Source organism: Vibrio sp. RW, from assembly GCF_027587105.1.
Taxonomy (GTDB): domain Bacteria; phylum Pseudomonadota; class Gammaproteobacteria; order Enterobacterales; family Vibrionaceae; genus Vibrio; species Vibrio toranzoniae.
The window spans coordinates 193,181-213,303 of record NZ_JAPPTM010000004.1 but is presented as its reverse complement, the minus strand read 5'-3'; the positions used below and the strand labels follow the sequence as shown (position 1 = coordinate 213,303).

Annotated in this window: 17 protein-coding genes and 1 riboswitch; of the genes, 8 read left to right on the top strand and 9 right to left on the bottom strand. The window is 45.1% G+C overall.

Annotated elements, in window-relative coordinates; translation table 11 throughout:
* The first annotated feature begins 54 nt into the window (after positions 1-54).
* The 6 genes from OCT63_RS05430 to mgtE all read left to right on the top strand — a co-directional run bounded on the left by OCT63_RS05430 (position 55) and on the right by mgtE (position 4,981).
* A complete protein-coding gene (locus OCT63_RS05430) occupies positions 55-1,515 on the top strand; it encodes an RNA polymerase factor sigma-54 (RefSeq protein ID WP_161679854.1) in 1,461 nt (486 codons plus the stop codon).
* A gap of 61 nt (positions 1,516-1,576) precedes the next feature.
* A complete protein-coding gene (gene hpf / locus OCT63_RS05425) occupies positions 1,577-1,864 on the top strand; it encodes a ribosome hibernation promoting factor (protein WP_017055328.1) in 288 nt (95 codons plus the stop codon).
* Position 1,865: 1 nt separating this feature from the next.
* Entirely contained in the window at positions 1,866-2,324 is a 459-nt protein-coding gene (ptsN, locus tag OCT63_RS05420; RefSeq protein ID WP_046224445.1) for a PTS IIA-like nitrogen regulatory protein PtsN, read from the top strand.
* 4 nt (positions 2,325-2,328) lie between these two features.
* On the top strand, positions 2,329-3,198 hold the full coding sequence (gene rapZ, locus OCT63_RS05415) for an RNase adapter RapZ (RefSeq protein ID WP_046224446.1): 870 nt from the start codon (positions 2,329-2,331) through the stop codon (positions 3,196-3,198).
* A 2-nt stretch (positions 3,199-3,200) separates the two neighbouring features.
* Positions 3,201-3,476, top strand: coding sequence for an HPr family phosphocarrier protein (locus OCT63_RS05410; protein WP_017055331.1), 276 nt, complete (start codon positions 3,201-3,203; stop codon positions 3,474-3,476).
* A 149-nt stretch (positions 3,477-3,625) separates the two neighbouring features.
* On the top strand, positions 3,626-4,981 hold the full coding sequence (mgtE, locus tag OCT63_RS05405; protein WP_017055332.1) for a magnesium transporter: 1,356 nt from the start codon (positions 3,626-3,628) through the stop codon (positions 4,979-4,981).
* 77 nt (positions 4,982-5,058) lie between these two features.
* Here mgtE and pmbA read toward each other — a convergent pair whose 3' ends face one another.
* Positions 5,059-6,402, bottom strand: a complete 1,344-nt coding sequence (gene pmbA / locus OCT63_RS05400) for a metalloprotease PmbA (RefSeq protein ID WP_269983330.1) — start codon at positions 6,400-6,402, stop codon at positions 5,059-5,061.
* Between the two features lie 118 nt (positions 6,403-6,520).
* Here pmbA and yjgA point away from each other — a divergent pair, with 118 nt between their 5' ends.
* Positions 6,521-7,045 (top strand): ribosome biogenesis factor YjgA, encoded by a 525-nt coding sequence (gene yjgA / locus OCT63_RS05395; protein WP_010435062.1) that lies wholly within the window; start codon positions 6,521-6,523, stop codon positions 7,043-7,045.
* Between the two features lie 108 nt (positions 7,046-7,153).
* On the opposite strand, the gene thiQ is transcribed toward yjgA, so the two are convergent.
* From thiQ to mpl, 5 genes are all read right to left on the bottom strand, one after another.
* The gene (gene thiQ, locus OCT63_RS05390) at positions 7,154-7,858 is read right to left on the bottom strand and encodes a thiamine ABC transporter ATP-binding protein (RefSeq protein WP_060468682.1); all 705 of its coding nucleotides are present in this window, start codon (positions 7,856-7,858) and stop codon (positions 7,154-7,156) included.
* Between the two features lie 10 nt (positions 7,859-7,868).
* Complete coding sequence (gene thiP / locus OCT63_RS05385) at positions 7,869-9,464, bottom strand: thiamine/thiamine pyrophosphate ABC transporter permease ThiP (RefSeq protein ID WP_060468683.1); 1,596 nt, start codon at positions 9,462-9,464, stop codon at positions 7,869-7,871.
* 112 nt (positions 9,465-9,576) lie between these two features.
* Positions 9,577-10,569, bottom strand: a complete 993-nt coding sequence (thiB, locus tag OCT63_RS05380; RefSeq protein ID WP_269983329.1) for a thiamine ABC transporter substrate binding subunit — start codon at positions 10,567-10,569, stop codon at positions 9,577-9,579.
* Positions 10,570-10,622: 53 nt separating this feature from the next.
* Positions 10,623-10,742: riboswitch (TPP riboswitch) on the bottom strand.
* 43 nt (positions 10,743-10,785) lie between these two features.
* Positions 10,786-11,409, bottom strand: a complete 624-nt coding sequence (locus tag OCT63_RS05375) for a flavin prenyltransferase UbiX (protein WP_269983328.1) — start codon at positions 11,407-11,409, stop codon at positions 10,786-10,788.
* A 37-nt stretch (positions 11,410-11,446) separates the two neighbouring features.
* A complete protein-coding gene (gene mpl, locus OCT63_RS05370) occupies positions 11,447-12,805 on the bottom strand; it encodes a UDP-N-acetylmuramate:L-alanyl-gamma-D-glutamyl-meso-diaminopimelate ligase (protein ID WP_269983327.1) in 1,359 nt (452 codons plus the stop codon).
* Positions 12,806-13,074: 269 nt separating this feature from the next.
* On the opposite strand from mpl, the gene fbp reads away from it, so the two are divergent.
* Positions 13,075-14,085 (top strand): class 1 fructose-bisphosphatase, encoded by a 1,011-nt coding sequence (gene fbp, locus OCT63_RS05365; RefSeq protein WP_017055341.1) that lies wholly within the window; start codon positions 13,075-13,077, stop codon positions 14,083-14,085.
* 99 nt (positions 14,086-14,184) lie between these two features.
* Here the strand turns inward: fbp and OCT63_RS05360 are convergent, their stop codons facing one another.
* The 3 genes from OCT63_RS05360 to tamA are packed head-to-tail and all read right to left on the bottom strand — an operon-like array spanning position 14,185 to position 20,044.
* Entirely contained in the window at positions 14,185-14,547 is a 363-nt protein-coding gene (locus tag OCT63_RS05360) for a gamma-glutamylcyclotransferase family protein (protein ID WP_269983326.1), read from the bottom strand.
* Positions 14,548-14,576: 29 nt separating this feature from the next.
* A complete protein-coding gene (tamB, locus tag OCT63_RS05355) occupies positions 14,577-18,335 on the bottom strand; it encodes an autotransporter assembly complex protein TamB (protein WP_269983325.1) in 3,759 nt (1,252 codons plus the stop codon).
* On the bottom strand, positions 18,332-20,044 hold the full coding sequence (gene tamA / locus OCT63_RS05350) for an autotransporter assembly complex protein TamA (protein ID WP_161749201.1): 1,713 nt from the start codon (positions 20,042-20,044) through the stop codon (positions 18,332-18,334). Before tamA ends, tamB begins: the two co-directional genes overlap by 4 nt.
* Positions 20,045-20,123: the final 79 nt, after the last annotated feature.

Below are 20,123 nucleotides of genomic sequence, written 5' to 3'. Positions count from 1 at the left end.
TTAGATAGAGAGTATCGAGAGTTCTAAGAATAATAACTAGGTAAGTCACACTGAATGAAACCCTCATTACAACTTAAGCTAGGTCAACAGTTAGCAATGACCCCTCAATTGCAGCAAGCGATTCGTTTGTTGCAATTGTCTACTTTAGATTTGCAACAAGAGATCCAAGAAGCACTTGAATCTAACCCACTACTCGATGTCGAAGAAGGCAATGAAGATACGCCGACATCGGAAGAAAAACCTAGCAGTGACGAGAAAGAAACAGTTGAAGCCACAGAGCAAGACTTACCTGATAGCTCAGATTTAATCGAAAAATCAGAGATTGGCAACGAACTCGAAATCGACACAACATGGGAAGATGTCTACAGCGCAAACACGGGTAATACTGGTATTGCTATTGATGACGACATGCCCGTTTATCAAGGCGAAACCACACAAAGCTTGCACGACTATCTACTTTGGCAACTCGGCCTAACCCCCTTCACTGACACTGACCGAAGTATCGCCTTCGCGCTGATTGATGCCATTGATGATTATGGCTACCTCACTGTTTCTTGTGAAGATATCCTTGAAAACTTTGATAACGAAGAGATCGAGCTTGATGAGATCGAAGCCGTTCGCAAACGAATTCAACAATTTGACCCATTAGGCGTTGGTTCCGTGAACCTGCAAGATTGCTTGTTACTGCAACTCGCGACCTTCCCTCAAGATACCCCTTGGCTTAGTGAAGCTAAGTTAGTACTTACTAGCCATATCGATCAACTAGGTAATCGTGACTATAAACTTGTAATAAAAGAAACCAAGTTGAAGGAAGCAGAACTGCGTGAGGTTATGCAACTAATTCAGCAGTTGGATCCTCGCCCTGGCAGCAAAATTACACCGGATGAAACTGAATATGTGGTTCCTGATGTTTCAGTTTTCAAAGAGCTCGGTAAATGGATAGTCACCATAAACCCTGATAGCGTGCCTAAGCTTAAGGTAAATCAGCAATACGCAGCTCTTGGTAGTAAAGGCAACAGCGCCGACAATCAGTACATTCGATCGAATTTGCAAGAAGCAAAGTGGCTAATTAAAAGCCTAGAAAGCCGAAATGAGACGTTACTCAAAGTTGCGAGATGCATTGTTGAACATCAGCGCGATTTCTTCGAACATGGCGAAGAATCAATGAAGCCAATGGTCCTAAACGATGTTGCATTAGCTGTTGAGATGCATGAATCCACAATATCCCGTGTGACGACTCAAAAGTTCATGCATACACCACGCGGCATCTTTGAGCTCAAATACTTTTTCTCGAGCCATGTTAGTACCGACAATGGTGGTGAGTGTTCATCTACAGCAATTCGCGCGCTCATTAAGAAGCTGGTCGCGGCGGAAAATACCGCGAAACCTCTCAGTGATAGTAAAATTGCTGCTTTGCTGGCTGATCAAGGAATTCAGGTAGCTCGACGTACCATAGCGAAATACCGTGAGTCTCTGGGTATTGCCCCATCAAGTCAGCGTAAACGCCTGCTGTAAAATAATTTAACTCGCTATTTAATTTAGTTATAGCCAGGCAACCAACTGAAAAGGAAAGTCTATGCAAATCAATATTCAAGGCCATCACGTTGATCTTACCGATTCAATGCAAGACTATGTTCACACTAAATTAGACAAACTTGAGCGCTTTTTTGATCATATCAATAGCGTCCAGGTTGTATTACGAGTTGAGAAAGTTGATCAAATTGCAGAAGCGACTCTTCATGTTAATCAAGGAGAAATCCATGCAACAGCAACAGATGAAAATATGTATGCTGCGATTGATTCATTAGTTGATAAACTAGTCCGTCAACTCAACAAGCACAAAGAAAAGCTAAGTAGCCACTAACATGCAATTAAGCGAAGTACTTTCATTGGACTGCACTAAAAGTGCTGTCCAATGCACGAGCAAAAAAAGAGCCCTTGAACTCATCAGCCAGATTGCAGCAGAAAGCTGCGGTCAAGATTCAACAGAACTGTTTGAGTGCATGTTGAGCCGTGAAAAAATGGGCAGTACTGGTATTGGTAATGGTATCGCTATTCCTCATGCTCGTATGAGTGTCAGTGATAAAGCGATCGCAGTGCTGCTGCAATGCCAAGCTCCAATCGAATTTGACGCTATTGACAACCGCCCTGTCGACCTATTATTTGCTCTTCTTGTCCCTAGCGAACAGTGTAAGGAACACCTAAAAACCCTTTCTTGCATGGCAGAACGCCTTAACGACAAGCAGACTCTTAAACAGTTGCGTAATGCTCAAAGCGATCAAGAGCTTTATGACATCATGATTCAAGTACCACCTGGCGAGTAATAATATGCGACTAATCGTTGTAAGTGGCCAATCGGGGGCCGGTAAAAGTGTTGCGCTACGAGTCCTCGAAGACTTGGGGTATTACTGTGTCGATAACCTACCAGTAAATCTACTCAACGACTTCGTCAAATCCGTCAGTGAGATCAATCAAAACGTTGCCGTTAGTATTGATATTCGTAACCTACCGAAAGAGCCTCAATTAGTCACAGATACACTAGAACAACTAAAATCTGCCACTGATATTGACGTGAACGTTTTGTTCCTAGATGCGAGTAAGCAAACACTGCTCAAACGCTATAGCGAAACACGTAGAATTCACCCTCTATCTATTGGTCAAGAAAAGCTATCACTTGAGCAAGCTATCGATTTAGAGAAAACACTCTTGGCTCCCCTTGCAGAGCAAGCCAGCATTGTAATTGACAGCAGTGAATGCAACCTTTACGAATTGAGTGAAAAGGTTCGGTTTAAAGTGGAAGGCAAAGAGAAGCAAGAGCTGATTATTGTCTTTCAATCGTTCGGTTTTAAGTTTGGCTTACCAAGTGACGCTGACTATGTGTTTGATGTTCGCTTCTTGCCAAACCCTCACTGGGAACCAGACCTACGGCCATTAACCGGTCTTGATGCTCCGATTCACTCTTTTCTAGAAAAACACCCCGAAGTTATTGAACTCAAGCAACAGATTCAAGGCTTTGTTGAGCAGTGGTTACCAATGTTAGAGAAGAATAATCGTAGCTACCTAACGGTCGCGATTGGCTGTACTGGTGGTAAACACCGCTCGGTTTATCTGACACAAAAAATTGGTGAGTACTTCGAACAACTTGGTCATCAAGTACAAATCAGACACGCCTCCCTAGAGAAGCACCAACAGGGCTAACCATGGAATTAACTCGAACTGTACTGATACAAAACCGTTTGGGTCTTCACGCTAGAGCAGCCGTAAAGTTGGTTGAACTTGCACAAAGCTTTGATGCCACCATTACTATCCATAGCGAAGACGATAAGATCGCGACGGCAGACAGCGTTATGGGGCTATTGATGCTGGAATCAGCACAAGGGCAACACATAACAATTCAAGCCATCGGCAGCGACTCACAGCAGGCGCTTGATGCCGTCTGTCATCTCATTGAAGATAAGTTTGATGAGGGCGAATAAGAGAAAAGGCGTTACTCACAACGCCTAAGACTTAAATAAATAGCCAACCAATATTAAATATTAGTTCTACCTAAGTTAATGATTTAAATAAGCCCTAGAATTAAGTTACTATTCTAAGTATTGTTAGAATAATGAGATAGGAGGAACATATGGCAGAGCAATTAGAATTTGACCAAGCTCACCAAACCCTCCAAGAAGTCAGCGAAGCCCTAGAAAATGGGCGATTTGTTCACGTACGCCGACAACTTCAGGACATGGAGCCTGAAGATATTGCACACCTTTTAGAAGCCTCCCCTCGCAAAAGTCGTGATGTACTCTGGCAACTCACCGATCCTGAAGACTTCGGTGAAATTCTTGATGAATTAAACGAAGACGTCAAAGATGCTCTTGTGTCAAAAATGGCACCAGAAACGTTGGCAGAAGCAACCGAAGGCATGGAGACCGATGACGTCGCGTACGTACTTCGAAGCCTACCCGACGATGTTTCTCGCGAAGTCCTTTCTCAGATGGACTCCGTTGACCGTGCTTTGGTTGAGACAGCGCTATCATACCCAGAAAATTCTGCGGGTGCGTTAATGAATACCGACGTGATCACGATTCGTGGTGACGTCGATGTTGATGTTGTTTTGCGTTATCTACGTATGCGTGGTGAACTTCCGGACGCTACCGATACTTTATATGTCATCGATGAAGAAGAGCGTTTGATTGGTAACTTATCATTAACGACCCTGATCACAACACAACCGGATGTTGCAGTCTCTGAGGTGATGGAAGATGCAGACGAAGCTATCGCCGTTGAAACCAGCGCTTCCGATATTGCGAGCCTGTTTGAACGTCGTAACTGGGTTTCTGCCCCTGTAGTCGATAGTAACCAGCACCTTGTGGGTCGTATCACCATCGATGACGTGGTTGATGTTATCCGTGAAGATGCTGAACACTCCATGATGAGTATGGCGGGTATGGACGATGACGAAGATACCTTCGCACCGGTCGTAAAATCCGCTCGTCGTCGTAGCGTCTGGCTTGGGGCCAACGTACTTGCAGCACTGGCAGCGGCTTCAGTATCGAACATGTTTGAAGCAACGCTCGACCAAATGGCCGCAATTGCCGTACTGATGACTATCGTGCCTTCAATGGGCGGAGTTGCCGGTAACCAAACCGTTGCGCTGGTGATTCGTGGTTTAGCGCTCGGTCATATTGGTGATAGTAACAAGCGTGAATTGCTACTTAAAGAAGCGGCTATCGGCTTCCTAAACGGCATTCTATGGGCCGTTATCATTGGTGGTATCGTAGTAGCCTGGAAGGGTAACTGGATACTGGGTGGCATCATCTCCGCTGCGATGATGACCAACTTACTTGTCGCTGGTATTGCCGGTGTAACCATCCCGGTAATGTTGAAGAAAATGAACATCGATCCTGCATTGGCAGGTGGTATGGCACTCACCACAGTAACGGATGTTATTGGCCTATCGGTATTCTTAGGCTTAGCGACCATACTGATCTAGCTTGATTACCTACTCGGTAAATACAAAAAGGGAGCCATCGGCTCCCTTTTTTAATTCATCCAATAGCGTTAATTAAATTACTCGCCTGCGACTTTCATCGACTCAAGCAAGATAGAACCCGTTTGAATCTGTGAACGCGTTTCAACATCGTTACCGACTGCCACGATCTGATTAAACATGTCTTTTAGATTACCTGCAATCGTCACTTCCGATACTGGGTATTGGATCTCTCCGTTCTCAACCCAGAAACCTGCAGCACCACGAGAGTAATCACCTGTCACTGTGTTTACGCCTTGTCCCATTACTTCAGTAACAAGGAAACCTGTGCCCAATTCTTTCAGCATCTGCTCAAAGTTTTGACCGGTCGATTTAACGAACCAGTTATGAATACCACCAGCATGGCCGGTTGGTGTCATATCCATCTTACGCGCGGCATAGCTCGTTAGTAGGTAAGTTGCTAACACACCATCAGTGATGATCTCACGATCTTGAGTGTAAACACCTTCACTGTCGAACGGGCTTGAAGCCAAACCTCGTAAGATATGTGGACGCTCAGATATATTGAACCAACCTGGCAAAATTTTCTGACCTAGATGCTCCAGTAAGAACGACGACTTACGGTAAAGGTTTCCGCCACTGATCGCCATCACAAGGTGACCAATTAGACCTGTGGCAACATCGTTAGCGAACATAATTGGGTATTGGCCTGTTGATAGCTTTTTCGCATCCAAACGGCTGATAGTCTTTTCTGCAGCCTCTTGGCCTACACGCTCAGGCGTCCACAGCTCGTCACGGTGACGAGCAACGGTATAGCTGTAGTCGCGTTCCATTTCACCGTTAGCGCCTTGTCCAATCACACAGCAGCTCGTGCTATGGCGGCTTGAAGCGTAGCTCGCTAGTAAGCCATGGCTGTTACCGTACACTTTAACGCCGTAATGGCTGTCGTAGCTCGCGCCATCACTTTGTTTGATTTTGTCGCTATAAGCTAGCGCTTGCTTCTCAGCAGCAATCGCAATCTCAGCGGCATAGTCTGGGTTAGGTTCATCAGGGTGGAAAAGATCCAAGTCTGGAATGTCTTTTACCATGTACTCTTTTGCCGCAGGACCTGAAAATGGGTCTTCAGACGTGTACTGAGCGATATCAAGCGCAGCCGCTACCGTTTGAGCAATCGCCTTTTCACTTAGATCGGATGTAGATGCGCTGCCTTTTTTCTGGCCACGGTAAACAGTAATACCTAGCGCACCATCACTATTAAATTCAACGTTTTCCACTTCACACATACGTGTTGAAACACTTAAACCCGTTGACTTAGTAATAGCAACTTCAGCGGCGTCGGCACTCACAGAGGCCATGTCCAATGCTTTTGCTACTGCGGCTTCTAGCTCAACTCTTTGCTGAGCGACTTGCTGTTTTACATCCATATCTATTCTAATTTTGTAGGTCAATATTACGTAGGATAACAAGAATTTCGCTTTCTCCCCAAGATTCTTGCTAAAATAGGCAATATATTCGTTTGAGATAGTGACATAGGCAGAAAAGATGGCTCGCAAAAACCAAAAAGCCCCATGGGAACCAGAAGAAGAAATCATCTGGGTAAGTAAGACAGAAATGAAAACCGACATGGATGCCCTGCAAAAGCTGGGAGAAGAGCTTGTTGGTTTAAAGCCTTCTGTATTAGACAAGTTTCCTCTGTCTGAAGATTTGGCACAAGCGATAAAAGATGCACAACGCTTTAAAAATGAAGCGAAGCGTCGTCAACTTCAATACATTGGTAAAGTAATGCGTAGTGTCGATCCTGAGCCAATTCAAGCGGCTTTGGATAAAGTACGTAACAAGCACTCACAAGCAACCGCTGAGCTACATAAGCTTGAGCAACTGCGTGACCGTGTTGTAGCTGAAGGCGATACTGCCATTTCAGACGTTATGGAGATGTACCCTGAAGCAGACCGTCAACGTCTTCGTCAGCTAGCGCGCCAAGCTAACAAAGAAAAATCAGCGAACAAGCCAGCCAAGGCTTCTCGTGAAATTTTTCAAATCTTAAAAGAGCTAAAGCTAGGCGACTAATCCTCGTCTCGCTTTACTTATAAAGATAATAAAAGACCTAGCGCATGCTAGGTCTTTTGCTTTCTACGTACTCAATATCAAGAGATATTAAACAAGATTGGTGAATCGTCACTCACCCGCTTTAACAAACGAGCTTAGCTCTTGCTGTGGATGATCAGCCGTCAGTGTCTCTATCGAGTCTGCAACCAACACTTTACCTAATGCCACAAATACAAACTTATTGGCAATACTGCGTGCATCCCCTAAATGGTGAGTCACCATCAACACCGTAATGCTTCGCTCTGCTGCTAATCGCCTAACAAGGTTAAGCATTTCCTCACGAAGCAAAGGGTCAAGCGCCGAAAAAGGTTCATCAAGCAGCCAAATGTCGTGTGGTTGAACAAAACAACGCGCCAGTGCGACACGCTGACGTTGGCCACCAGATAAATGTTCAGGCAGCCTATCTAAATACTCTGCAACACCGACTTGTGCAGCGGCTTGCTCAACATCGAGCTTTTGGGTTGCGGTAAGCTTTAACCCCGGATGCAAGCCTAAGCCAATATTTTCACGCACCGTGAGGTGAGCAAATAGATTGTGCTCTTGGAACAACATCGCCAATGGACGCTGATGCGCTTCTTTGCCAATCAGCGATTGTCCTGCTACCGAGATCTCACCCGATGTCGGCTCAATAAACCCAGCAACCAATGCGAGTAGCGTTGATTTACCCGCACCACTAGGCCCCATCAAAGCAACAATATCACCCTGTTCTGCTTGGAAATCAAAACTAAACAACTCTTGGTGATAGTGGTAATCCACTTCTTTCATCACTAACATCATCGGTTCCTTAACTCTTTAGCTTTGAGCTTCGAGTAAACAAAAATTCAATCAGACTAAAGATGCCCACACTCAATAACAGTAAACTCACTGAAACCACCGCAGCCGCTTCCATTTGATAACTGCCTAACAATTGAAATAGATACAAAGGCAGAGTTCTAAAATCGTGGCTACCAAACAAAGCAATCGCACTTAAGTCGCCCATCGCCAACATAAAGCTGATAGAGAAAGCCTGCGCCATTGGCTTGCGAAGTGCGCGCCATTCCACCAGCCTAAAGCGAGTGAATCCTGTCATTCCTAAACTTGCACACACATACTGATACTGCTGAGAAAGATGCAGCATAGGTTGAGCCAAGGTTTTAATCACATAAGGCAGCGCCATCAAACTGTTTACTGCAATCACAATAAAGAACGCCAAGCTGAACACATCAGTAAAGGAACGCAGTAATAAAAAGAGACCAGTACTAATCACTAAGCCCGGCGTCACTAAAATAATAGTACCAATCAGTTCGATTTTATCGGCTCGAAAATTCTTGTTCTGCAAACGCCATGCGCGACTGGTCAGGAGTATCGCAATACCAATACCAACGGCGATAATGCTTGCGAGGGAAGCGACACGAACTGAGGTCATTAACGCAGCCCAGAACGGCTCACTGCTCAGCACTATCAAAGCTTGTGAATTAATGCCACTGAATATGACCATGGCTAGTGGCGGCAATACCAGCATTGAGACTACGATGATCCAAAAGCTATCCCAAGCTTTTGACCACCAGCTGTCCTTAACCAGATATTTCTCTTCCGACAGTTGGCTGGCTGTTACGGAGATAGGTTTAGACAAGCGCTGAATACTCACCGCTAAGACACCACACAGCAGCATTTGCCATATTGCGAGTAGCGCGCCAGCTTGTAGGTCAAAGTCGAATTTGATTGCTTGATAGATGGCTAGCTCAATGGTGGTTGATTTTGGACCACCACCCAACGCCATCACGGTAGCAAAGCTGGTGAAGCACAACATGAAGACCAAGCCACACACATGCGGCAATTGCTGTCTGAGCCTCGGCCATTCAACCCATTTAAATTTATTCCAATGACTCATGCCTAAGTGGGCACACAGTTTATGCTGCTCGGTAGGCACAGTATCTAACGCTTGCAAAAGTAAACGACTGGCATAAGGCAGGTTGAAGAAAACGTGCGCCAACAAAATACCATTCAAGCCATAAATCGAGAATGGTAGCTCAATGTCGAAGTTCGCCAAGAATTTAGCTAACCAACCACTGTTGCCGTAAATCGCCAGCAAGCCAAATACACCGACCAACACAGGTAGAACTAAGGTCGACGCGAACAGCCTTAACAACAAAGCGCGCCCAAAAAACTGTCTGCGACACAGAGCGTGTGCAATAGGTATGGCAAAGCCAACACTCAGCAAAGTTGAGAGTGTCGCTTGATAAAAGCTGAATTTCGTTACATGCCAATAGTAAGGATCGGACCATACTTGGCTGATATCAAGAGAAGGGGCATTGCTAAGCAATGCCCCAACTGCTGAAACCACGAAGGCGGTAATGAGTATCGCAACCCAAACCCCGACCTTAGGTGTTTTCTTTATCATAAATTGATTTTTTACCGTAAATGGTTCACTCCAAACATAACGAATGAACCTTTAAATACAGAAAGCTAGTTTTAAAAAATACGTTAGAAAGCTCATTTTCTTAAATAGTCAGTTAAAAAGTAAGTGCACTCTGCCATTCACGAATCCAGGGCTTACGCTTCTCAGCGATCTCTTCAGAGCTAAAGCTCAGTGCTTTCTGTGGAACTGTTAACTGCTCAAAGCCTTTTGGTAGCTCGACAGCCGTTACTGGGTACATCCAGTTACCTGTCGGCATCGCCGATTGGAAGTCATCACTTAGGATAAACGCCATAAACTCATCAGCAAGCTTTTCGTTGTTGCTGCCTTTAACCTTAGCGGCCACTTCAACTTGAGTGTAATGCCCTTCTTCGAAGCTCGCTGCTGCGTACTTAGAATCGTTCTCTGCAATGATATGATAAGCCGGAGACGTAGTGTAAGACAGAACTAAGTCAGACTCACCCTCTAGGAACATAGAGTAAGCTTCAGACCAACCTTTGGTTACCGTCACTGTTTTCTGAGCAAGCTTCTTCCAAGCTGCCGTTACTTCATCACCGTAAACCGATTTCATCCATAGCATCATGCCTTGGCCAGGCGTTGAAGTACGTGGATCTTGGTAAATAACCTTGAGATCATCACGCTGCTCAACCAGTTCTTTCAAGCTCTTAGGCGGGTTTGCTAGTTTCTCTGTGTTATAGACAAAGGCAAAGTAACCAAAGTCATAAGGTACAAAGGTGTTGTCATCCCAGCCATTAGGCAGTGTTACTGATGACGTATCAACCTTGTGCTCAGCCAGTAAACCCGTCGCTTTCGCTTCAGCCATTAGGTTGTTATCTAGACCTAATACGATGTCAGCTTTGCTGTTGCCGCCTTCAAGGCGTAAGCGGTTAAGGATAGAAACGCCATCTTCAAGCGCGACAAAGTTCACATCACAACCACACTTCTCTTCAAATGCTTTTTCAACGGCAGGACGAGGGCCCCAATCCGCAGCAAAAGAGTCATAGGTGTATACAGTCAAAGTGTTGTCTGCAGCGAAGGCAGAAAAAGAGATCGCTGTAGTAACAGCAAGGGTAGTTAACGTGAATTTCACTGGACGCTCTCCATGGTCTGAGCGGCACAGGTTTGAGGGAGGAGAACGGTAGAGGTTGTTCCTAACTCAATTCCTACGCCAGCATTATCTGGTTCAGGTTTACGGGTCCCAAGCGTGTGCTTGATCTCAGCTCGCATTCATTATTTGAATGGTTCGCTCCCCGATGAGTGTTCAGAATTGTAATTCGAATTTTAACAATAAGCCATCAAGTTTGGATCAATTACGTTGATCGTATCCCCAACGTGGTACTAAACCTTGCTCAATACCAAGGTGATCCAAAATGCGCGCCACCATAAAATCAACCAGATCTTCAATCGACTTAGGTTGGTGATAAAAACCTGGAGCGGCAGGCATGATTGTCACGCCCATGGTTGAGAGTTTGTGCATGTTCTCTAGGTGCAACGTAGAAAATGGAGTCTCACGAACTACCAACAACAGTTGGCCTCGCTCTTTCATGACGACATCTGCTGCTCGTTCAATCAGGTTATCCGATAAACCATGAGCAATTGACGCCAAACTTCCCGCAGAGCATGGACATACCACCATTTGCTTCGGCGCAGCAGAACCAGATGCAACCGGGGAGAACCAATCATCTTTGCCACACACCATCAACTTTTCTGAGTCGCAGCCTAGATGCTTAACCAAGGCTTGTTTCGCCGCTTCCGGCCCAGCAGGTAACTTAAGTTCATGCTCGGTCGCTAAGACTACTCGCGCTGCAGACGATATCATCAAATAAACCTGATAATCGGCCGCCAAAAGGCATTCAAGTAAACGCAGTCCATAAGGCGCACCAGATGCGCCAGTGAAAGCAAGAGTTATCGCTTTATTGTGTTTTGTCATGTTCTCAATTACTTCAAATTATCAAGTCGTAAATCAGTTAAGCTTTGAGTGCCAATCCATCCAACAGCTTTTGATGAATACCACCAAAGCCACCGTTACTCATTACCAAGATTTGGTCACCCACTTGTGCCTCTGAGACAATTCTAGCAACGAATGCATCCATGTCATCACTTACATGGGCGGGTTGATGGCACGTATCGGCAACATCTTGTACAGACCAATCAATGTTATCCGGTTGGAATAAGTAGGTAGAATCCGCCTGTTTGAGCGAATCAGCCAAGGTTTCTTTGTGCACACCACGCTTCATGGTGGCAGAGCGAGGCTCTAGAACGGCAATGATTTTTTTCGTGTCGACCTTATTACGTAAACCACCAAGCGTAAGTTCAATCGCCGTTGGATGATGAGCAAAATCATCATAAATAGAGACACCAGCAACCTCACCTTTAAACTCCAAACGACGCTTGGTATTGATGAAGCTCGCCAGCGATTCACACGCTAAATCAGGCGTCACACCCACATGTCTGGCTGCCGCAATCGCCATCAAAGCATTACTAACGTTATGATCACCAACCAAATCCCAGTCGACGGTTCCAACACATTCGCCTTGGAAGTACACCTCAAATTTAGAGCCATCTTTAACCCGCTTCTTGGTATCCCAATCACCGAATCCACCACTCGATTCCGTCTCACTCCAGCAGCCTCGAGATAAAACATCTTGGATAGCCGTGTCTTGCTTCGGTGAAAAAATGCGGCCGTTGCTTGGCACAGTACGCACTAAATGATGGAACTGACGCTTGATCGCTTCAAGATCATCGAAGATATCGGCATGATCGAACTCTAGGTTATTCATGACTAAAGTTCTTGGGTGATAATGAACGAACTTAGATCGCTTATCGAAAAAAGCACTGTCATATTCGTCGGCTTCCACCACGAAGAACATGCTTTCACCAAGACGAGCAGAGATACCAAAGTTACCCAACACACCGCCAACTAAAAAGCCCGGCGCATAACCACAGTCTTCCAAGATCCAAGCCAGCATGCTGGATGTTGTGGTCTTGCCATGCGTGCCGGATACCGCCAGAACCCAACGGTCATGGAGCAAGAACTCTTGCAACCACTGCGGGCCAGATGTGTATCTAAGGTTATTATCCAATACATACTCAACACACGGATTACCACGGCTCATCGCATTACCGATGACCACAAGGTCTGGCCTTGGCTCTAATTGGCTAGGGTCGAACCCTTCAATAATTTCAATCCCTTGAGACTCCAACAAGGTGCTCATTGGAGGATAAACATTCGCGTCACTACCGGTAACCTTGTGACCTAATTGACGAGCCAATACCGCAGCACCACCCATGAAGGTGCCACAAACTCCTAAGATATGAATATGCATAAATTGCTTCCAAACGCTTGGCTAAATGAACCATGTCTAAATCAAACTACTGCACTCATTATCATGAAATGGCAATTAAAAGCGAGTAGCAATGCAAAACAAATTAAGTCGACATAGTAAGTGAGATCTGTGTCGCTTAGTTCATTACCATTAAAAAGATCTAAGCCGTAGAATTTAGGTAAGTGTCTAGATGAATAAAGCCCACACAAGAGGCAAGTTCTACAGTGCTCAAATCCCCCCTAATATTCAGAGAAGTTTAAGGAAATAACATGTCTGAGATGCGCACCCTTGGTGAGTTCATTGTTGAAAAACAAAGTGACTTCCCCCATGCAAGTGGTGATCTATCATCCCTTTTGTCATCAATTCGCCTTGCTGCAAAAATTGTTAACCGAGAAATCAACAAAGCAGGTCTTGTCGACATTACTGGCGCTGTTGGTACAGACAACGTTCAAGGTGAAGAGCAACAGAAGCTAGACCTTTACGCGAACGATAAATTTAAAGCAGCTCTTGAAGCTCGTGACCAAGTTTGTGGTGTAGCAAGTGAAGAAGAAGACGAAGCTGTCGCCTTCAATAAAGAGCTCAACAAAAACGCAAAATACGTTGTTTTGATGGATCCACTTGATGGTTCTTCAAACATCGATGTGAATGTATCGGTTGGTACAATTTTCTCTATCTACCGTCGAGTATCACCGATTGGTACCCCACCAACACAGGAAGATTTTCTACAACCTGGCCACAAACAAGTAGCCGCTGGTTACGTGATTTACGGCTCTTCAACCATGTTGGTGTATACAACAGGGGCAGGTGTAAATGGTTTTACCTATGACCCATCACTGGGTACATTCTGTCTATCTCATGAAAATATGATGATTCCAGACGAAGGTAAGATCTACTCTATCAACGAAGGGAACTACATCCGCTTCCCAACAGGTGTGAAAAAATACATCAAATACTGTCAAGAAAGTGAGCCTAGTGATAACCGTCCATACACGTCACGTTACATCGGCTCTTTGGTTTCTGATTTCCACCGTAACCTACTTAAAGGCGGTATCTACTTATACCCAAGCACAGAAAGCCACCCTCAAGGTAAGCTACGCCTGCTTTATGAGTGCAACCCTATTGCCTTCATTATGGAGCAAGCTGGCGGTATCGCTTCTGATGGTGCACAGCGCATCATGGACATCAAGCCAACAGAATTACACCAACGTGTACCATTCTTTGTCGGTTCAAAGAACATGGTGAGAAAAGTAGAAGAGTTTCTTGAGCTTAACCGAGACTAAACCTCTCATTAACTTCTCAAAATAACGTCATTAAAAAGCCAGCATTCACATGCTGGCTTTTTGTAGGATATTGAGAATATAGAGCGACTACCGGTTGTTCTACTTACACCAGTCACCCGAAAGTATTTCTTGATTAGCGGTTAGCTCAAGTTGATACAAATATACCCACGCTAATCCAAATGTGGTCTCTATTTGCTCGCGACGATACTCAACCGGGACATCCTCTAGCCGGTCAAGCGAGGCTAGAACTTCATCGTTAATGACATAGACCTCGCCAACAACACTTTTACTTCCACAAGTTAGAGCTGGATACGCCTCTAAATCGAACAGAGCAAATTCCTTAGGAGTATCAAAGCGCCCCAACAACTCGCAATCCTGCACATAGTGGTGATTGGACTGGCCTTGTCTCAAGGTGCCATATACAAAACAAGATGTCGCATATACACTCCATAACCTATTCACATTTGCACTTCGACGAACTCACAAAGTCGCTACTCGAATTCAAACTGATATAACAGGTCAACGGCACTGTCTAGGCCAGATACCGCTTCAACATAAAGGTCCTGCATTAATCGGTAACGAACGGTAAACTCACCTAAAGAGTTAAAAATACCGACACCATACTTCACCTGCAAGCCAGGCAGAATGTAGCCACTGACTGTCACTTGAGAGTCATCACCTGAACCGGCAGTATCCAGTTGTAAATCTTGTACACCAAATGCCTCAGCGATTTCGCCAACAACCTTACCGCTTTTCGCCAGACTCAAGCCAATTAAGGTTGTCGTCATCGAGCCATTCGACTCCCCATCGATATCTTGACCACGCAAAATATAAGACAGCGCGTTGGCTTGCGGCATGGCAGGATCAGAATAAATCTCGATGGCTGGCTCTGCCGCAGGGCCTGTCACTCGAATCCCAGCGATCACGTCATCCTGAGTATTATCCGGATTACGTATTGCATTTATCGCTACATATGGCTGATCTGGCGGTCCATTCATCAAAATTTTACCCTCTTTGATCAACAGGTCTTGTCCGAATGATCGGTAAGTACCACCCACAATGTTTACTTCACCTGTGATAAACGGCCCTTGGTCTTTTTGAGCGACATTAAGCTTACCGACTAAACCGCCTTCTAGGCCGAACGCAGAAAGTTTAAAGTCATCACCGATAGAGATATTAATATTGGTCATCACATCAAATGGGATCGTGTCTTCGCTTTCCGGCTCAAGGTCTTTATTCAAGATAACTTGATCAGAAGAGACACCAACGGCTGACGGTGGTAAGTCTTCGACAACAATGCGTCCCCATGGTAATGCAATATCACCAGTGATTTTTGCCAATTCTGGGGTGACATCAATGGTCATATCAGGGACGACTTTCACCTTAACCATCGGTGGGATATCAACCATCAACTCATCAGCGAAAACTCTAACGTTAGAGTGCCATGCTTTAAGATCTTGCCAATCCCCATTCCCCTCTATATCAAGGTGACCATCAGGCGTTTCAACATTCGCATCCAGTTTTGCACTATAGCCATCAAAGTCGAGGTCGATACGGCCACCTTGAACATCAATAGGCGTTACATCACCTTTAACTTGAATGCCATCAACAGAGAACTGACCAAAAACTTGAGGATGCATCAAAGCACCTTTTACTTTTAAATCACTCTCAAGGTCGGCCTTCAATAAGCTGTATTCACCGAGAATCGGCTGTAAGAAATCCAGGTGGAAGGTCGTCAACTTAATGGCCGCATCAACCATTTTATCTTCTGCGAGAATGTCCGGTAATGACACCGTGCCAGACAGGTCACCATTGTCGGAAACATCCAACTTAAAATCGGCATCCAGTTTGTTGTCTTTCAGTTGGGCATTCAATGCAATGCTTTCCCAACCCAGTGTGATTGGCTCACCCACTTGTTGAACAACCTGACCTTTCGGCATATCAACGCTTACCGTAACCTCAGGCTCACCTTGCTCCGACCATTTAGCATGAGCGGTCGCATTCACTAAGCCCTGTAGTTGCGTCTCTTTAGGCACAAAAGCTTTAATCTGTTCGAAGTTGAATTGGTTGATCGCCAATTTCGCCTCACCCGATTTTCCGACACGAGCGTCTTCATCCAAACACACGCTCGAACCCGATTGTTTCCAACAGTGCGCTTGAACATCGGCAAACTGCTTATCGACATCCGCCTTTATTGCGACAAGTTGATCTAACACCCAAGGGCCTTGCTGAGTGGTAATTTTGACTCTGTCTAACGAGCCATCCCAAATAAGAGAAGGCTTTTGAATCAATTCACCAGAAATCGCTATGCTTGTCGACACGATGTCAGATATCACATCAAGTGTTACCGTATGCTTCTTCTCACCGCCACTCACCGTTAAGTCGATACTTTCAACGCTTTGCTCTTGATAGGTTAAGTTCTTGGCTTTTAATACCAGATCAGCTTGAGCTTCAGGTAATGGTAGTGGAACCACAGAGCCATTGAGCGACAACGACTCAAGTGTTGCCTCGCTATTCCAATCAACCTTATCGACATTTAAAGCAAGATCGACCTTCGGCTCTTTCGTTGGGCCGCTCAGTTGAATGTTACCGATCACTCGACCTTTCAACTCGGGGATACTTTTTAGAAGTTCAGGGACATAAATTTCAACGCCCATGTCCCATTGCTGATCAAGCTGACCCAAAGCCTTGATTGAGTTAACACCGTGAGCCAAACTCAAACCACTGGTCTTCAGTTTAGGTTCACCGCTCGCACTGCGATCCGACGCCGACAACTGGCCTTCGATATCCAGAGGATATTCTCGCAAGATCCCTTCAATATCCAACTTAGGCAGCTCAATCGCCCAACCTCCCGCTTCGGTCAACTCACCCGAGGTGACGATGCTTCCGCTAATGTTACCTTCGGCTTCTGGCCACTGGAGGCCTGGTTGAATATCTTTGAGCGTCACATCAGCTTGCCAGTTAACGAGACTCTTCCAATTCGCTTTAACAACACCGTTAAGTTCACCGCCTAGCGTGTTCAGCTTAAGACGCTCGATCTCAATCTGTTCCGTCGTACCTTTACCCTGTAGATCGATGGCTAACTTAGGAATCTCCTTACCATCGGCTTCACCTTTAAGTAGAACATTGAAACCATCTAGTGAACCATCGGCTTTGAATTGCTCAATTGTCGCTTGGTAATCGCTTTTTCCGGTAAGGGGCCACTGCGCTTGCCCGCCCTCTAAAAGAAGGTCAAATGGCAGAGTCGGCTCTAAGGGTTGAATATCCCCAGACAACTTTGCCTCAATCAATTCAGAAAACTGAGAATCTAGGTTTAGCTTGGCGACGCTCCCTTGTGCTTTCAGTGATAATTTCTGGCCTGCTAGGTCGGTTTCTTTAACCAACGCCTCCAAAGAAAGATCTAACGGGTAACCTTCTTTCAGCTCAACCTTTGCTGCAAGATTAGCGCTTGCTTGTGGCATATCGAGTTCTAAAGTTGAAACATCGACCGTATGTTTGCCTGCCTTAGCTTCGAGACCAAGGTGGTTGACGATAATTGGCGTTTCTTGATCTAAAGTGAAACGGTTTAGGTCAAAACGCTCCAGTACAACCTGTAAAGGAATCCAGACTTCAGGCAGCTCGATCGCTGTTTTAGCGGTTGATTCTGGCTCGACCGCTTCTGCTTGCGTTTCTTCTGTCGACTCAGCAAGTTTAACTTTCAGATCATTGAATAAAGTTGGCGATACCGTCAGCTTTTCACCCTGCATGCTCAGAGCTGTAGAGAACAAGCCCCATTCGATTTCATGACCTAAGATATTCAGTTTAATATCAGACAAAGCGACGCGATTGATCACTATAGGTAAAGGTGTTTTCACCGATGTCACTGGCGGAGCCGGTTCTGTTTCTTCTGTAGAGGCAGGAGGCAATTCAGTCAATGCGAAGTCTAAACCTTGAATCGTTAAACGGTCGACACACAACTTAGGGTCGAGTAAACAGCGAGGATTAATAGCCAGTACCAATTTTTTAACTTTGGTATCAATATGAAGGCTATCATCTTTAAACTTCACATTATTAAGCGTAAAGCTTGGGAACAGTGCCCCTTTGGTGCTTTCCACTTCAAGTTGTGGCAATGCTTTTTCAGCGCCCCATAGCACTGTGTTCAACCCTGGGTTAGTGAACAACACGAAACCGAGCAAGGCTATCAACAACAGCAAAATAGACGTCAATGAAATCGACGTCCACTTAATGCATTTGCCCATCACTTTGATCATAATTCTGGCCCTAAACTAAAGTGCAGTTGGAACTCATCGCCTTTCTTCGCATCTAGACCCCAAGCAAAATCTAAACTCACAGGACCAACAGGCGACGCCCAGCGAACACCCACACCAGTACCATGTTTCCATTCAGGTTTATCATTGAATGCATCACCAATATCGTAGAAGGCGGCTCCCCACCAGTTTCCAACCAATCTGTATTGGTATTCAAATGAGCTGGTGGCAATGTATTTTGCCCCCGTTAGTGCGCCACTTTCATCACGAGGAGAGATAGATTCATAGCCATAACCACGAATACTATTGTCACCACCGGCAAAGAACCTTAGTGAGGGAGACAACTTATCAAATTCATCGGCAAAGTTACCGCCGAATTGAAGTTGAGTTAAGCCTCGGTGATTGTCACCAATGCTGCGAATCCATGCCGTTTGTCCCTGAAAACGCACCACTCGAGTTTCAGACAACAAGGTGTCATCTGCAGCTTCCACCATGATGGTTTGTTTATCGCCCCACATTGGCATCGAGCCACCACGAGTTCGAGTTCTTGAGAAAGAGATCCCCGGCAACACGAATTGCGCTAAGTCATCTTGCAGACCTTGCTCATAGTTTTCGAGCAAATATCGAATAAAGACAGTGCGCTGCCAGCCATTATCAAGACGCCAATATCTTTCTAACGCTAAGTTTGACTCCAAACTCTTAGTATCACGGTTATCTAAATTCTTCATTCCGTACTTAACTTGATAATAATCATTAAGAACATCATCTAGCGGGATTTTATAAGTCGCGGTTATAGTCTGCTCAGGCTTAGAAATTGACAGACTACTATTGAAACTGTGACCACTGGCGTTAACCCACGGTTTCTTCCATTTGAGAGTGCCTTTTACACCAAGGTCGGTTGATACACCGATACCCGTTTCGATTTGGTTACGCGATTGTGGAGCAAGGCTCACCTTCATCGGAATTTCACGGCCTTCGCCCAATTGACTTAAATCCGGTTCAACAAACACAGAAGAGAACCAATCCGTATTGGACAGGTTTTGGTTATACTCGCCGACTTTGGTAATCGAGTAAGCATCTCCATCTTTAAAAGGCTTAAGAGATTGAACTTTGTCTTCCTCGATCTGGCTACCAGTCACCTTCGTTTCACCAAAGTGGTAGCGAATACCACTGTTGTAATGCAATCGAACATATGCACGATTAAGTTCCGGGGCGACTTCGAGTTTACTCACTTCATAAGTTCCATCAAAGTAGCCTTTCGCCAAGCCAAGGTTACGCACTGAAGACTTTAACGAATCGTAATTACCATGATTGAGAACCGATCCTTTAGACAAGTTACTTTTTGCCACTAAAGCCAAAAAGTCGGGATCATCTTTTGCTTCTCCGCTGAGCACGATATCAGAGGTATAAATTAGAACAGGCTCGCCCGGTTCAACAGACACAATAAGCTCAGAATCATCTTCAGAGCGAGAGAATGTAATACTAGGTTGGTAATAGCCCAAAGCATTAAGCGCTTCTTGAATCATGGATTCCAAGCGTGATTGGAACCTAAGCGAAACTGAATACTCATCTTCGGGAATGGCACTTAAATAAGCATCCACATTGTCTTCAAGCGCACCTTTAACCCCTTCAATTCTAAGGGATACATCAGCGTAAGCGAGTGTCGAGGACAGCAGAGTGCCAATCAGAACTGGTAAAGTTTTTCTTATCATGTTTAATTGGTTGAAGAAGTTATCAGTACGTAAATGAGTGAAAATAAATCATACCGTTAAAAGGGCACTGAGTCTGTAA

What these genes read in the sequence shown, in the direction of transcription:
- ptsN (WP_046224445.1), top strand. Translation starts at nt 1,866, where the DNA reads ATGCAATTAAGCGAAGTACTTTCATTGGACTGCACTAAAAGTGCTGTC.
- mpl (WP_269983327.1), bottom strand. Translation starts at nt 12,805, where the DNA reads ATGCATATTCATATCTTAGGAGTTTGTGGCACCTTCATGGGTGGTGCT.
- OCT63_RS05375 (WP_269983328.1), bottom strand. Translation starts at nt 11,409, where the DNA reads ATGACAAAACACAATAAAGCGATAACTCTTGCTTTCACTGGCGCATCT.
- pmbA (WP_269983330.1), bottom strand. Translation starts at nt 6,402, where the DNA reads ATGGATGTAAAACAGCAAGTCGCTCAGCAAAGAGTTGAGCTAGAAGCC.
- OCT63_RS05410 (WP_017055331.1), top strand. Translation starts at nt 3,201, where the DNA reads ATGGAATTAACTCGAACTGTACTGATACAAAACCGTTTGGGTCTTCAC.
- hpf (WP_017055328.1), top strand. Translation starts at nt 1,577, where the DNA reads ATGCAAATCAATATTCAAGGCCATCACGTTGATCTTACCGATTCAATG.
- thiQ (WP_060468682.1), bottom strand. Translation starts at nt 7,858, where the DNA reads ATGTTAGTGATGAAAGAAGTGGATTACCACTATCACCAAGAGTTGTTT.
- OCT63_RS05430 (WP_161679854.1), top strand. Translation starts at nt 55, where the DNA reads ATGAAACCCTCATTACAACTTAAGCTAGGTCAACAGTTAGCAATGACC.
- fbp (WP_017055341.1), top strand. Translation starts at nt 13,075, where the DNA reads ATGTCTGAGATGCGCACCCTTGGTGAGTTCATTGTTGAAAAACAAAGT.
- tamA (WP_161749201.1), bottom strand. Translation starts at nt 20,044, where the DNA reads ATGATAAGAAAAACTTTACCAGTTCTGATTGGCACTCTGCTGTCCTCG.
- yjgA (WP_010435062.1), top strand. Translation starts at nt 6,521, where the DNA reads ATGGCTCGCAAAAACCAAAAAGCCCCATGGGAACCAGAAGAAGAAATC.
- mgtE (WP_017055332.1), top strand. Translation starts at nt 3,626, where the DNA reads ATGGCAGAGCAATTAGAATTTGACCAAGCTCACCAAACCCTCCAAGAA.
- tamB (WP_269983325.1), bottom strand. Translation starts at nt 18,335, where the DNA reads ATGATCAAAGTGATGGGCAAATGCATTAAGTGGACGTCGATTTCATTG.
- thiP (WP_060468683.1), bottom strand. Translation starts at nt 9,464, where the DNA reads ATGATAAAGAAAACACCTAAGGTCGGGGTTTGGGTTGCGATACTCATT.
- rapZ (WP_046224446.1), top strand. Translation starts at nt 2,329, where the DNA reads ATGCGACTAATCGTTGTAAGTGGCCAATCGGGGGCCGGTAAAAGTGTT.